Below are 14,258 nucleotides of genomic sequence, written 5' to 3' on the forward strand. Positions count from 1 at the left end.
CTTAATACTTTTCCAACACAAGTCTTAACATTTCAAATAACAAGAAATTAAAAAATATCCAGACGCTACCATATACGTAGCCGCCAGTAATATCACTTGGAAGTACGTTAGTCAATGCAATATTTGCAATAGCAAAACCAATTAATATGACTAATCCAATAATTGGAATGGTTATTGTTATATAATTCCTTTTCGAATGACGAACAAGAAGAAATAAACAAGTTCCATAAATTGTGATCATAATCATTCCATTTAAATCAGGAAAATTTGGTGAATGAAATTTCCCTAAGAAACCAAATCTTTGTAAAGAGTGAAAAATCTGTATGACTGATTCATGGAATAGTCTTACTCCTAAAATCGGAACAAATAGCAAAAGGTACTCAAGGACCCTGTTCCTTCCCTTTATCCAAATACGGATGATGGTTAAAGCGATAATGCTAGAAAGTGCATACAGAGGTTGGAATACTAAAAATCCCTTCATCCAACTCATAAATACAACTGAATGAACCATGTATTTAGTAATTTCATTAAACTGAGTAAACTCATTATATAGATAGTCTTGAGCAAGCCCCAGCATCAAGCTAACCATGCCAATCAAAACTAAAGTAAGGAAAATAAGAAATATTTCCGTTGCTCTTATTGTTTTTAGGCGTTCAATTACCCGTTTTAATAAATAAATAAAAAAGTTTTTAATTTGAACTTTATAAAACCGATAGGCTAAATACCCTACTAATAATACTGCCATGACAATAATGAAAATAATTAAATATTTACTAGCTGCCTGATGGAAACTCTCCCATTGAGGCCCCAACACTTTCCCTAGGGTAATAAAACAAACACCCCATAAAAATGCTCCTATATAAGCAGGAATGATAAATTTTCGAAAAGGCATTCTAGAAATCCCGGAAATATACCCAGTAAAATGCCTAATCCCTGGAATGAAATAAGCAAACACCAACAATTTACTGCCTGACCGTTCAAACCAAGCAGCTGTTTTCTTATATCTTTCAGGACCTAGATGAATGTACTTCCCGTACTTTTCAATAAGTTTATATCCTCCTGCCTTCCCAATCCAATACGTTACGGTTATTCCCAAACCACCAGACAAAAAGACCATCAGAAGTGCTAAAAAGTAATTCATTTTCCCTTGATATACAAAGTACCCTGCATAACTCATTAAAAGTTCACCAGAAATAGGTAGTGCCATGAGCTCAAGGAAGATTCCAATAAATAAAATCAGATAGCTGTGTTGTTCGAATAGTGTTATTAAATATGACATATCAATGCCTCCAAAAATGCTAAAGAAGAAAAGAACTAATAAGCATAATTTCACCTTAGATCTATTTACAATGTAGCACGATTTTTGAAAAGAATTTGCAGCTTAATGAATTATTAATCTTGCATTAATGGAAGAAAAAGGTTTATGGATAAAATAAAAAAGCTATTACCCATTCGATAAGGTTACTAGCTTTTTTAACAAAGGAAGCATACAATTAAAACTTTTTAACCCTGAATGGACTGACCATTAAGAGCGCGAGGATTAAGGTAATCCATGCATTGCTATATAAGAAGAATCCCATACCGGCCAATGGCAATCCAGCCGCTGGAATTGGCAATCCCTTAAAATACCCAATGGTTGGCTTAACACTAAACTTAGCTAACCTTAATGCCCCCATCGTAGGAAAGAGGATAAATGCTAAGGAAGTTAATATTGATGGCGCCGATATTGAATGAAATAGTAGTGCAGGAGCTACTCCGAAACTAACAATATCAGATAAGGAATCCAATACGACACCGAATTCACTGTTTACTTTTAATGCTCTTGCAACCCTTCCGTCAAGAACATCAAACACTGCTGAAAAGAAAATCAAAACTGAGGCTACTTCTATAAATCCACTCATATTACAGGTTATTGAAAGAACGCCGCACAATAAATTTCCAATTGTAAACAAATTGGGGACAGCTTTTGCTATCTGATTGAACAAGGATTCCACCCCTGACTTTGACGAATGCTTCCCATTTATGTAGCATTTTCTAAAATTTCATAGGTTATTCTAAAAATCAAGCAACAAAATCATATTTCGAAGCAAAAACACCCCTGGACCCTAAAAAATGGTTTATGTTTTCATTTTAATGTATTTTTAATGTTTCATTCAGGGAACGTACAAGTATGTTTTATATACTTGAGTTGCCCAATTACGATACAGTAATAATTTTGCATTTATAACAAAATCTATAAGGTTACTTGGGTTCAATTTATATAAAAAAATTGAGGAGGAAAAATAATGAAAAGGTTGGTTGAAGCAACCATGCAAAGAGCCATTCTGATGATTGTGTGTGTTGTCATCATCTTGGCTTGGGGGGGGATTTCAGCTTACCAGATGCAAAGAGATTATTTGCCTGGGATTAACAATACAACCCTTACAGTTAGCATGAGAGTGCCTGGTTATCAAGCAGCTCAGGTAAAACAGCAAGTAACCGATAATCTGGCAAGTGCCGTCAAAACAGTAGATGGTTTATCCAATGTGGAAAGCACATCCTATGATGGCGGACTATTTATGAGTCTGTATTTTCCAATGAATACAGACATGAAACAAGCTGAAGATCAAGTCAATAAAGCATTAGCTAATGCTGATCTTCCGCAGACTATTACATCTACTCCATCGGTGACACGATTAACAACTAGCTCATTCCCGATTTTAACTTACAGCGTAACAAGTTCGAAATTGGATGAAGCAACACTTCGCTCAACAGCAACACAGGAAATTATTAAACAATTAAAATCTGTTCCTGGTGTAGCGGATGTTTCCGTATTTGGTGGAGCAAAAGATGGATATGTATTAACGGTCCGTATGAAAGACCTAGTGAAAAACGGGTTAACATTGGATGATATTAATAAATCGTTTGCATTAGCCGTTCCATCTATGCCGTCAGGTACGATTGCAAACAATCAATTATCTATTCCAGTTTCATTTGATGGTTTACCATTAACTGTGCAACAAATGAAAAACGCAACCATTATGAACAAGGAAGGAAAAGCGATTCCTGTATCAGCATTTGGAACTATAACTCATTCTTTGAATGACTTTAAAACTGTTTCAAGAACAAACGGGAAACCAAGTGTAACTTTAAATGTGATCAAAACACCATCAGCCAATATTACGGATGTAGCCAATCAAGTAAAAGACCGGGTTGCACATCTTCATTTGGATACAGTAAATCCAAAGGATGTTTCTTTTAAGATCCTACTTGACCGAGAAAAAGAATTAAACAGTTCTCTATTCGGGTTAGTTCGAGAAGGTTTACTAGGCTGCTTATTCTCAATGATTTGTGTATTCTTCTTCTTCCGAAATGTAAGAAGCACATTATTAATTGCCATTTCATTGCCTATTTCATTACTGGCAACAACGGCTTTCTTAAAATCAATGGGTATCACGTTAAACATTTTAACGGTCTCAGGTTTGATTGTAGCGATGGGCCGTATTGTCGATGACTCGATTGTTATATTAGACAACATGTACCGTAAACGGGAAGAAAACAAGGAAAAACCTTTGCTTTCCATCCTAGCATCATCGGTTGTTGAAATGATCCCTGCAATATTAGGTTCCACTTTAACGACCATTGCAGTTTATATTCCTATCGCGTTTGTTGGCGGAGTCATTAGTGCTTCATATAGCGGATTTGCATGGTCCGTCGTGATTGCACTCATCATTTCATTCTTTGTTGCCATGCTTGTCATTCCAGCTCTTGCTTTCATGGGATGGAAAGGCGGAAACGGAGAAAAACAAACCGTCAAACTCGATACAAAAATGAAACCAATTCTGCAATCTGCATTTAAACACAAAAAAGCAATGATTATTGTTTCTATACTGGTGTTTTTAGCCGCTGGCGCCTATTCTGCTTTTCTTCCTGTAAGTTTATTGCCTAGTGGAAAAATCGGACAAATTGCCATTAAAGCAGAATTGCCAAAAGGAAGCACACTCATTCAAGTCGATTCAGAAGTACAAAAAATTGAGAAAACATTGAAGGCAAATACAAAAGTCGATGCGTATTCAGCTAATTTCGGTTCGACTATGACACCTCAAAGTGATGACGTGTTTGACCAAGGCGGCGGTTTTATCACCTATCCAAATGTCGCGAATCTTTCTGTTGTGTTGAAGAACGACAAGGATGCTGATGCTGTTATTCAACAGTTACAAAAGCAGCTTCCGACTTTATCTAAAGATGTTACTTATACCGTAACAAGCCAGAACATTTCTGGTGATGATTCACAAATGCGTATCTTGTTCACAGGTTCAGACCAAGCAACATTGGATCAAGTCGCACAACAAGCGAGAACCAACTTATCAAAAATTGCGAACCTGAGTGTAGATGGAAAAGTGGATTTAACGAACGGTTCTCCAAAGTATAAAGTGACTTTTGACCAAAAAGCGATTCAAGATAAAGGCGTAAAAGTTGCTGACATTTTAACGGTCATTAACCGCTATATGTCTCAATCTAAGGATGCAACGGTTACCGTGGATCATAAAGCACTTCCTGTGGACCAATATTTAGATCAAATTGCAACAGGATCAAACTCTACGATCACCTTAAATGCTTCTGCAGATGATGTTTTAGCATCTCTTGCGGCTGAAAAATTAATAGGAAATAATGGTCAGATGGTTCGTTTTGACCAAATTGCTAAGATTGGAAAAGATACATCTGCTTCAACCATTAGCGAACGAGATGGTCAACCATTCTCACTTGTAACTGCACAAATCACATCTAATGACATTAGTAAAGTTTCAAGTCAAGCAGACAAAGTTCTAAGCGATATGAAACTTCCTAAGGATGTAACGTACTCATTGGGTGGTATTACTCAACAAGTAAAAGATATGATTTTTGATATGGCTGTAGCCGTTGCTTTCTCTATCCTTTTAGTATTACTCATTACTTCTTCTATTTTCAAAGGATGGAGAGCACCATTATCTGTACTTTTAAGCATTCCACTTGCTTTAAGTGGTGTAGTAATCGCATTAATTTTATTCCACGGAGAATGGAATTTAGCTGCATTAATTGGGGTTCTGATGCTTACAGGTATCGTGGTTACAAACGGTATTGTATTAATTGATAAAATTGAAAGAAATCGAAAAGAAGGAATGACTGTACAAGAGGCTGTATTGAATGGTAGTCTTTCAAGGATTCGACCGATTTTAATGACAGCAGCAGCAACAATCCTTACTTTGTTACCACTTGCATTTTCTCATAATGCGGATACGGTCATTTCTCAAACACTTGGTATTGTCGTAATTGGAGGTATGGTAACATCAACAATCAATAGTTTCATTATCATCCCGATCATTTACGAATGGTTGCATAAAAAAGCAGCAATTAAAAACATTAATGTTCCAAATCAAAGCAATATTAGTTAGAAAAATTATTAAAGGATTTAGTTATTAAGTGGAACACCCCTTACAAAAACACCGACCTTTTGTCGGTGTTTTTTTGTTTCCTATCGGCTCTTCTTCAACTGCCCCGTTTGTTTAAGTGCAGTATTTCACAATCTCTTTAAAATAAACAATATAAAAATGCCAATATTAGTGAGAACTAAAGGAGGATATCTGCAAATTGTTCTTCTGAGATTACTTTTAATCCATTTCTTTTTAGTAAAGCAGAAGTGACTCCCATCCCCATAATTTTTTTTTCGGTAAATTCACCGTTATATATGGTTGAACTGCCGCAAGATGGGCTATTTTCCTTTAGAACCACCAAAGTTGCATTTAATTCTATAGCTTGTTCTAGCGTAGAATATGCTCCTTTTATGTAAAGTTGGGTAACATCTTTACCTGATTTATCAACTACTTTAGCGTTTCCATCTAGAACATCTTCTCCGTTTCCACCAATTATCTCAGCTGGTTCTCTAGGCGTTGAAAACCCACCAAGTAATTCTGGACATATTGTAATAGCTTTATTTTCTTCTACCAATTTACTTATTTTATCATTTAAACAATTTGTCCTATTATATCTCACATCTAACCCCGCTAAGCAGGAACTCACCAATATCATTTACTAACCCCCTTCTGCTAGTCCTTCTAATTGAATTTTACCAAATATTTTCTTGTTCAACTATCCGTTAGTACAACAAAAAGACCGCCGCAACGATCTCAACTTTAGCTCTTGCTCCCGTATGCTGAATAAAAAATAATAGCTGATTTTAAATTATAAGAAATTATCAATAGAATCCCAATAAAAAAATACTGCTATACAAAAGTAAAACAAATAAAGTACCAATTAAAAAGTCTGAGATTGAAAAATATATTGGATATGTAGATTTTCCAACATTTAAGCCAACAAAGAAAAATGAAAACAAAGAAGCTACCAATAATATAAATTGTGCTCGCTCTATTGGAGGTTTTTCAGTGTAGTTAGGTTTTTCAAAAAACAAGTTGATAATTTTTTTACCAAAAGAATCCATTATATTACTCCGATGCTATTTTAGTCATACTACTTAATAAATAATATATTACTATCGTTTTACTAACCTGCCCATAAGTACATCAACAAAGCAGAATCACCACAATGATCCTCAAATTTTACTCTTGCACCCTTTACTTTAAGAATATTTTTTCACAATCTAATGAGTTAAACACAATTATAAAATTCAACTAAAATATTGCCAAAATGCCCTTTCACCATTACTATTTTTCAGGATAGCTGAAGAAGAAAAAGGCTGGCTTTTTGTGCCTTTGCTTTAAGGAAATCATCCGTTACTTTATAAGAAGCAAAAAAACCGATTTATGAAATCGGTTTTAAAGTGAACGTTTTAACTTTATAAAAAATTATTAGGTGAAGAGTTTACTAATTGCACTAAATAATTTTTTTCAGAATTGAATTTCCGCTATTACCTTTTACCTCCTTTTTTACCTTTACTGCCTTTTGAACCTTTACTGCCTTTTGAACCGCTGCTGCCTTTTGAACCTTTACTCCCTTTTGAACCGCTGCTGCCTCTCGAGCCTTTGCTGCCCTTTGAACCGCTGCTGCCCCTCGAGCCTTTGCTTCCCTTTGAACCGCTGCTGCCCCTCGAGCCTTTACTGCCTTTTGAACCGCTGCTACCTTTTGATCCTTTACTGCCTTTTGAACCGCTACTGCCGCTTGATCCGCTGCTGCTGCTGGATCTCCTTTTGCCATGACTGCCGCTTGATCCGCTGCTACTGCTACTGCTGCTGGATCTCCTTCTGCCATGACTGCCGCTTGATCCGCTGCTACTGCTGCTGCTGCTGGATCTCCTTCTGCCATGACTGCCGCTTGATCCGCTGCTACTGCTGCTGGATCTCCTTTTGCCATGACTGCCACTGGATCCGCTGCTACTGCTGCTGCTGCTGCTGGATCTCCTTTTGCCATGACTGCCGCTTGATCCGCTGCTGCTGCTGGATCTCCTTTTGCCATGACTGCCGCTTGATCCGCTGCTACTGCTACTGCTTCTGGATCTCTTGCTGCCATGACTGCCACTGGACCCGCTGCTACCGTGACTGCCGCTTGATCCGCTGCTGCCGTGGCTACCTCTGGACCCGCTGCTACCGTGACTGCCACTGGACCCGCTGCTACCGTGACTGCCGCTGGACCCGCTGCTGCCTTTTGAGCCTTTGCTTCCTTTTTTACCTTTGCTTCCTTTTGACTTAGGTCCTTTTCCTAACTTTGCTATAACTTCTACTGGATTATTATCAAGAAAATCAACTACACCATTTTCCTTTGCTAAAGAAAGCAATTGTTCCATGTCAAGTTTTAAAACCATTTAACCAACCTCTTTCAATAAATTATTGTTCACTGATAAATTATGAAAAAAAAATTATATGGTAACTGAAATAATAAAAAGCGGCTTATTGACAGCCTCGATCTTATACTCTTTCACACGTCAGTTTAATAATTAGTAAAAATTAACACTCTATTTAACAAAGGTTAATAATAAGACCTATGTAATCCTTTTAAGACAATTTAAAACCCCTGAAGATATTGCTCCAAGGGTTAAATCCATTTTGTAAGTTAACAAAAGTACCAGTGATGGAATCCATGATGATGGTGGAAAGGACAGCCTCCATAACCCATACCGCAACCAAAGAATTGTCTTTCCATTTTATATCTCCGCCTCAAATTGTTTCAAAAATAGTGTATGTGTCCATGTTTAAAGAGGAATAGATATTTGCCAATTTGTAAAATGTATTCTTGGCTGTTATTTTATTTGCGGTATAGTATCTCCTCATTTTACTTGTGTTCACAAGGCAATTAGCAACAGTCAAAAATTTACTGCCTTCTTGTTAAACTAACCTGCCAGCTAGTTTAAGTGAAACACTTCACAAAAGGTCTTTAATCAGTATTCTTACTCTTACTGTCTCCCCCACAATCAGGCCGTTAACATAAAGAAAGAGCACAATTCTTACTACAGAATTGCGCCCGATTATTGGAGATCATTGCTTAAATATTAATGTCAAAGTCAGCGTCAGTCAAAATTCTACCTTCCTTCTTCCGATTCAAATAAATTAACTTTTTATCTTAGCCGGTAACCCCACTATAAAAACTAGCCGCCTGATATTAAGATGGACCATAACCAATCGCATGAGCAATGATGACCGCTATTGTACCAATTGCGTATTCAATTAGAATCAAAGGGAGAATCCATTTTGCCCACTTTGTCCAGGAAATTCCTGCAATTGCCAACCCAGCCATTAGCGTACCACCTGTCGGAAAAATAATATTTCCAATACCATCCGCGAAGGAAAAGGATAATACGGCTGTTTGGCGTGTAATGTGCAATAAATCGGCAAGCGGTGCCATAATAGGCATGGTCAACATCGCATGGCCGCTGCCTGATGCTAGAATGAAATGTATAGCCGCTTGGAAGTTGAACATTCCGACAACACTTAAAAAAGCAGGAATATGTTTCATTCCTTCTGATACTTGGTGAAGCAGAGGGTCAATAATATGCCCTTGATTCAATACGACCAGAATGGCGCGCGATACACCAATGATTAAAGCTCCGCTGATTAAAGATGCCGATCCCTGTGTAAACGATTCAACGGTATCATCAATCGATATCTTGCCAAGGATTGCAATGACTATCGTTAAGATAATAAATAAGGCTGCAATTTCTGTTATATACCATTTGTACTTAATAACACCGAGTACAAGAATCACATAATTGATAAAAAATGCTGTTAAAATCCATTTATGTCTTGTTGTTAACTGTACTTTTGCTGTTAATAGGGTGTCTGACCTACTTGTATCAAACTTCCCGAAAATTCCGGTTGATGGATTTTTCTTAACTTTCATTGCATGACGATAGACGAATGTAACAGCAATAAGATATAAGATTACGAATAAAACCAGGCGGAACCCCATCCCCGAATACATAGGAAGGCCAGCAATTCCCTGCGCAAGCCCAACTGTAAACGGATTCATAATGGCGGTTGTAAATCCGACGGACGCCCCTACCAATACCATCGCCGTTCCTGTTATTGTATCAAATCCAATCGCGAGAGCCAGTGGGATAAACAGAGGTACATATGCCAAGGTTTCCTCGGCCATCCCCATTAAGGATCCGCCAAGTGCAAAGAATAGCATGATAATCGGAATCATCAACTTTTCACGGTTCGCGAGTTTTCTTGCCATCGTTGAAACAAGAGCCTCAACCGTACCTGAAGCCTTTAATACACCAAAGAATCCTCCGATAATCAGAACAAAAAAGATAATATTAGCCGCTTCTACCATCCCTGAAGGAATGGCTTTTAACATATCAAAGAATCCAACCGGCGCTGAAGCAATCCATTTGAATGAATTTGGATTTACTGTTGTATATCCATTCTTTTGAATACGTGTATATTCTCCAGCTGGCATGATATGTGTAATAATGGTTGCAATCACTAAAAAGACAAGTAACAGTGCAAAAACGTTTATTTTCCGTTCCCTTTTTTCCTTTTTTTCTCCTGACTCGAATGAAAGTACTTTTTCTGACATTTGACTCATATACCGTTCCCCTTTTCAATAAATTTTTGGCAACCGACAGTCTAGGTAACTCAACTGCTGAGCGTCCCAGGCCGTCATATTAAAAATCTTTAAGAGGTAATTGAATAATTCCATCGATTCTTTTACTTATAACACTCCGATCTAACCACCATATTACTTACTTCATTCACAAAGTGGTTAAATAACCGCTGCTGCAGCACATCCCGTTCCGCCATCATTTCTGGATGCCATTGAACGGCTGCTACATATTGATGGGCTTTGGATTCAATGGCCTCTATTACACCATCAAAGGACCAAGCACTCACTTCAAAGTCTCTTCCCAGCGTTTTCACTGCTTGATGATGAAAAGAATTAACCATTAAGGATTTTTCGCCAATCGCCTCATAAATTTTTCTCCCTTCAAGGAGATTTACAGAATGGGAGCCTTGCCATTTACGAAACTGTTCCCGAGCATGGAAATGTTCAGGACCCATCTCATGTTCTAAGTCTTGATAAAGCGACCCTCCAGCAGCAACATTTAACACCTGTAATCCTCGACAGATTCCTAGAATAGGAATATCTCTCTCTAAAGCCTGCCTTGCTAGATTTAATTCAAAGTGATCGCGCTCTTCCTCTACAGTGCCTATATACGATTGGGGAATTTCACCGTAATAAAATGGATTGATATCTGCGCCACCAGCCAATAACAATCCATCTAATTGGTTAAGTGTCGAATCGATTTGATCAACTTCTTCGATTGGAAGTAGAAGAACCGTTGCACCCGCCCGTTGAAGTGAACGGATGTAGTCATAAGAGAATATTGCCATATCTTGACCTGGCAGCCCCCGTAAGCCCTCCTTCCCTATTTCGCTATGGTCAACATAATACCCGGTAACGCCAATTAGTGGTTTCATTTCTTCTCACCTCATAGTTTTAAATGGTTTCGTTGTCTTTCACTAAGTGATTTTATATTCTCTTCCTCCTTTTGCTATGAAATGGTAAAGAATTCGAATAGGTGGATGACTACTCTACTAAATTCATTTTTCTTTACATGCTGTTTATACTTGCAAATATTGTACCAACATTAAAATTCAAATGATTATTCCCACCGTTTTAAATATTTTGTTATTTTACCAGTGCTTGCTATGTTGATATGCATTATAATTGGTTATTATTTGGCTATGAAATAACCAAATTAAATAACCAATTTTAGACCAATTAGATGCAAACTAAAGAGGTGTTCTATGAACGAAGTTGAAAACAACCACATTGTATTGATTACCGGCCTCAAGGAAACACGAAAAGCCCTCCATCAACAATTAGCAGAGATGGTAAGTGACTTTATCGATATTGAAAGTTTTTCTGTAGAAGAAGGGATTCCAAGAGTATTTAATTCATCAGTAATCGTTTTACTCTCTAGTATGTTGAAAGAAGAGGTCAAGGACTTTATTGGGGACAACTGCGAAGTAATTATAACCAAACGAACATTAAATTATGAAAATGTGGATCAACTTTTATTTTTGCCAGAAGGAACACAAGCCCTGTATGTGAATGATCATCCTGAAACCGTATATGAATCGATTGAAACCATGCGTCAATTGGGGCTAAACCACATTGAATATATCCCATACTATCCTGGAAAAACAAATATCCAAAGGATCAAGCTTGCAATCACACCCGGTGAACTTACAATTATCCCCAACTTTGTAGAACAAGTGATTAATATTGGTCATAGACTAATCGATATTACGACGATCATTTCCATTCTGGAGCGATTCCGTTTAATGGAGGAATACGGTAACCATGTTTCTGAAAGGTACTATCGAAAAATAGTAGATTTAACGAAAAATCTAGCTAAAGCCCATCGACAACTTCATCAAGTGATTGATGGTGTTGGTGACGGGATACTAGCGATTGATGATAAAGGAAGGATTATTGTCTTTAATGAAATCCTGGAAAATATGCTTAAAATAAAAAGCAAAAATGCGATTGGCCATCCTATTGATTCCATTATTGATAATGTTGATTTGATAACGTTTATCCTTTCAAATAGGGAACAAGAAAGCAGTATATTTGTTGTAAACGGTTTGGACGTGATCGTGGAACGTCTGCATATCAATGATCAATCGATTATTGTTACTTTTAGAAATGCCCTTAAGACCATTGAGATTGAACGTAAATTGAGAAATGAGTTTGTTAAAAAAGGATACGTCGCAAAATACAACTTTCATGATATCGTTGGGATCAGCTCCAACATCCAAGAAACGAAACAAATTGCTAAAAGGTTAGCTAAGACGGAGTTAACTGTTTTAATTGAAGGCGAAAGCGGGACCGGAAAAGAGTTGTTTGCAGGTGCTATTCATAATGCCTCTCTTCGAAACAGCGGTCCTTTTCTTGCCGTTAACTTTAGTGCATTATCGGATGATTTAGTCGAGAGCGAACTATTCGGCTATGAGGACGGAGCGTTTACCGGAGCAAAAAAGGGCGGAAAAATGGGATTGTTTGAGCAAGCAAATGGCGGCACTATTTTTTTGGATGAGATTGGAGATATTAGTCTTAAACTTCAAGCACGACTACTTCGAGTATTGCAGGAAAAAGAAATCATGCGTGTGGGTGGAAGCCAAATTATCCCCATAGACGTTCGGATTATTGCAGCCACCAATAAGGATCTACTGAAAATGATTCGAGAAAATGTGTTTAGAGAGGACTTATACCATCGGCTTAAGGTACTCTTTGTACACCTTCCCGAATTAAGGGCTCGTCGAAATGACATTGAATTATTGGCTAAGCATTTTGTTGCGCTATCGAACCATAAGGTCAAAATGGAACAAGAATTAATGGAGGAACTTCAAGGGTATCCATGGTATGGAAATGTAAGAGAACTTAAAAATACCATCGATTATATGCTTGCTGTCCGTACCGGAAACCAACTAACAAAGAATGATTTGCCGAATCAACATTATTTTCAAAAACCTCCACAAAGAATACCAGATCGTGACCCGATGGAGAGCATACCACCCTTTTATTCAGGTTCAATCGCTCTTGATGAAGAATCACTTTTCATCCTTAACCTCATCATGAATTATGAAGAAAATGGAAGGGTAATCGGAAGAAGGATTATTTCTGAAAAGAGCCAAGAAGTCGACATGAAATTATCTGAGGCACAGGTTAGACACCGGTTGAATTTTTTAAAAAGTCGAGGGTATTTGCAAACAAAAAGAGGGAGAGCAGGAATTAATCTAACAAGAAATGGGCGGGAGATTCTAACCACAATTAAGTGATGGATTAAAAAATACAAAAAAGCCCGAGCAGGGCTTTTTTTGATTGAGATTACTTTAACAAGTCTAAGCGTTAAGGAAGAACATGGGTTTACGGCTACACTTTAGACTATTCAACAGTTTAAATGAGTACCCAACCGATTAAGCCTATTTTGAGAAATTTTTATTTAAGAAAATCAGCCCTTGTCCATGCCATTTTATGATCTTGTACATATAGTATGATTACCGCCAGCGTAAAACCAACATATTCTACATTACCTTCTTTTCATGAAAGAGCGTTTGCCTATAATGGCAGACGTTCTTTGCATTTTTAGGTAAATCGTATATTTTTCGATATCGTATGATAGTTGTCCAAGCCACTTTTGTTTTATGAAATATGATACATAGTGAAAGTATATTCAGGATCTTCTAACAGGTGGTGATAAATATGTGCTTTGGATACGGTGGTTTTGGCTACGGCGGCGGTTTTTACGGAGGCAGCACATTTGTTTTAATCGTAGTATTATTTATCCTTTTAATTATTGTTGGTACTGCTTTTGTTTATTAATAAACCAATAACGATCTAGTCTAAAGAATCATTCATGCTGGAGGTGTAATATATGAGCGGATATGGAAATAACTTTGCGTTAATCGTTGTATTATTCATTCTCCTTATCATCGTTGGTGCATCATTTATGATGTACTAATAAGATGGATGGAGTAGGAAAAAGGCCCTTTTTATCGGGCCTTTTTTTTAATCAAAGAATGACATTGTTAGCAATGATGTCATCAATATTGAAGACCTATTCTACACGAAGAACTCGATGTATTTAAACAGTGTTTTCTTCTCCTCATCTCTTGTTTTTTACTTCATTGGATACACTAGATCACGCTTTAGAATACCATGAAAGTACTCATTACAAGCCTCGACATACGACTCAGTTCTTTTACCAGAAAACATCATTTGAAGTACTCATTGAGATTTAGTAATCTGTTTTAAAGGGATTTACTAAATTGGAGATGACT

General features: G+C 37.2%; 11 protein-coding genes. 4 read left to right on the forward strand and 7 right to left on the reverse strand.

Features of this window, described 5'->3' with window-relative positions; all coding sequences use genetic code 11:
- Position 1: 1 nt before the first annotated feature.
- Entirely contained in the window at positions 2–1,279 is a 1,278-nt protein-coding gene (locus ACFQZ9_RS11910) for a VTT domain-containing protein (RefSeq protein ID WP_498943945.1), read from the reverse strand.
- Positions 1,280–1,493: 214 nt separating this feature from the next.
- Positions 1,494–1,985 carry a CDP-diacylglycerol--serine O-phosphatidyltransferase gene (gene pssA, locus ACFQZ9_RS11915; RefSeq protein WP_327838593.1) on the reverse strand — a complete coding sequence of 164 codons (492 nt, stop codon included), beginning with the start codon at positions 1,983–1,985 and terminating at the stop codon, positions 1,494–1,496.
- Positions 1,986–2,285: 300 nt separating this feature from the next.
- Between pssA and ACFQZ9_RS11920 the strand changes: the two genes are divergently transcribed.
- Positions 2,286–5,411, forward strand: coding sequence for an efflux RND transporter permease subunit (locus ACFQZ9_RS11920; RefSeq protein WP_498943947.1), 3,126 nt, complete (start codon positions 2,286–2,288; stop codon positions 5,409–5,411).
- 175 nt (positions 5,412–5,586) lie between these two features.
- On the opposite strand, the gene ACFQZ9_RS11925 is transcribed toward ACFQZ9_RS11920, so the two are convergent.
- The 5 genes from ACFQZ9_RS11925 to ACFQZ9_RS11945 form a co-directional block, all read right to left on the reverse strand.
- The gene (locus ACFQZ9_RS11925; RefSeq protein WP_498943948.1) at positions 5,587–6,045 is read right to left on the reverse strand and encodes a 2-thiouracil desulfurase family protein; all 459 of its coding nucleotides are present in this window, start codon (positions 6,043–6,045) and stop codon (positions 5,587–5,589) included.
- 166 nt (positions 6,046–6,211) lie between these two features.
- Complete coding sequence (locus ACFQZ9_RS11930; protein WP_498943949.1) at positions 6,212–6,454, reverse strand: hypothetical protein; 243 nt, start codon at positions 6,452–6,454, stop codon at positions 6,212–6,214.
- A gap of 392 nt (positions 6,455–6,846) precedes the next feature.
- Positions 6,847–7,569 (reverse strand): hypothetical protein, encoded by a 723-nt coding sequence (locus ACFQZ9_RS11935; protein WP_498943951.1) that lies wholly within the window; start codon positions 7,567–7,569, stop codon positions 6,847–6,849.
- 996 nt (positions 7,570–8,565) lie between these two features.
- Positions 8,566–9,996, reverse strand: coding sequence for a YfcC family protein (locus ACFQZ9_RS11940; RefSeq protein WP_498943952.1), 1,431 nt, complete (start codon positions 9,994–9,996; stop codon positions 8,566–8,568).
- 122 nt (positions 9,997–10,118) lie between these two features.
- Positions 10,119–10,889: a gamma-glutamyl-gamma-aminobutyrate hydrolase family protein gene (locus ACFQZ9_RS11945; RefSeq protein WP_498943953.1), complete on the reverse strand. Its 771-nt coding sequence runs from the start codon at positions 10,887–10,889 to the stop codon at positions 10,119–10,121.
- A gap of 330 nt (positions 10,890–11,219) precedes the next feature.
- On the opposite strand from ACFQZ9_RS11945, the gene ACFQZ9_RS11950 reads away from it, so the two are divergent.
- The 3 genes from ACFQZ9_RS11950 (at position 11,220) to ACFQZ9_RS11960 (ending at position 13,939) form a co-directional block, all read left to right on the forward strand.
- The gene (locus ACFQZ9_RS11950; RefSeq protein WP_498943954.1) at positions 11,220–13,256 is read left to right on the forward strand and encodes a sigma 54-interacting transcriptional regulator; all 2,037 of its coding nucleotides are present in this window, start codon (positions 11,220–11,222) and stop codon (positions 13,254–13,256) included.
- Positions 13,257–13,680: 424 nt separating this feature from the next.
- The gene (locus ACFQZ9_RS11955; RefSeq protein WP_198313895.1) at positions 13,681–13,800 is read left to right on the forward strand and encodes a YjcZ family sporulation protein; all 120 of its coding nucleotides are present in this window, start codon (positions 13,681–13,683) and stop codon (positions 13,798–13,800) included.
- A 52-nt stretch (positions 13,801–13,852) separates the two neighbouring features.
- Positions 13,853–13,939, forward strand: a complete 87-nt coding sequence (locus tag ACFQZ9_RS11960; protein WP_198313910.1) for a YjcZ family sporulation protein — start codon at positions 13,853–13,855, stop codon at positions 13,937–13,939.
- Positions 13,940–14,258: the final 319 nt, after the last annotated feature.

Source organism: Neobacillus sp. GCM10027624, from assembly GCF_042675345.1.
Classification (GTDB): Bacteria; Bacillota; Bacilli; order Bacillales; family Cytobacillaceae; genus Neobacillus; species Neobacillus cucumis_D.

Coding starts and splice junctions, on each gene's coding strand:
- ACFQZ9_RS11910 (WP_498943945.1), bottom strand. CDS start 1,279: ATGTCATATTTAATAACACTATTCGAACAACACAGCTATCTGATTTTA.
- ACFQZ9_RS11920 (WP_498943947.1), top strand. CDS start 2,286: ATGAAAAGGTTGGTTGAAGCAACCATGCAAAGAGCCATTCTGATGATT.
- ACFQZ9_RS11925 (WP_498943948.1), bottom strand. CDS start 6,045: ATGATATTGGTGAGTTCCTGCTTAGCGGGGTTAGATGTGAGATATAAT.
- ACFQZ9_RS11930 (WP_498943949.1), bottom strand. CDS start 6,454: ATGGATTCTTTTGGTAAAAAAATTATCAACTTGTTTTTTGAAAAACCT.
- ACFQZ9_RS11940 (WP_498943952.1), bottom strand. CDS start 9,996: ATGAGTCAAATGTCAGAAAAAGTACTTTCATTCGAGTCAGGAGAAAAA.
- ACFQZ9_RS11945 (WP_498943953.1), bottom strand. CDS start 10,889: ATGAAACCACTAATTGGCGTTACCGGGTATTATGTTGACCATAGCGAA.
- ACFQZ9_RS11950 (WP_498943954.1), top strand. CDS start 11,220: ATGAACGAAGTTGAAAACAACCACATTGTATTGATTACCGGCCTCAAG.
- ACFQZ9_RS11955 (WP_198313895.1), top strand. CDS start 13,681: ATGTGCTTTGGATACGGTGGTTTTGGCTACGGCGGCGGTTTTTACGGA.
- ACFQZ9_RS11960 (WP_198313910.1), top strand. CDS start 13,853: ATGAGCGGATATGGAAATAACTTTGCGTTAATCGTTGTATTATTCATT.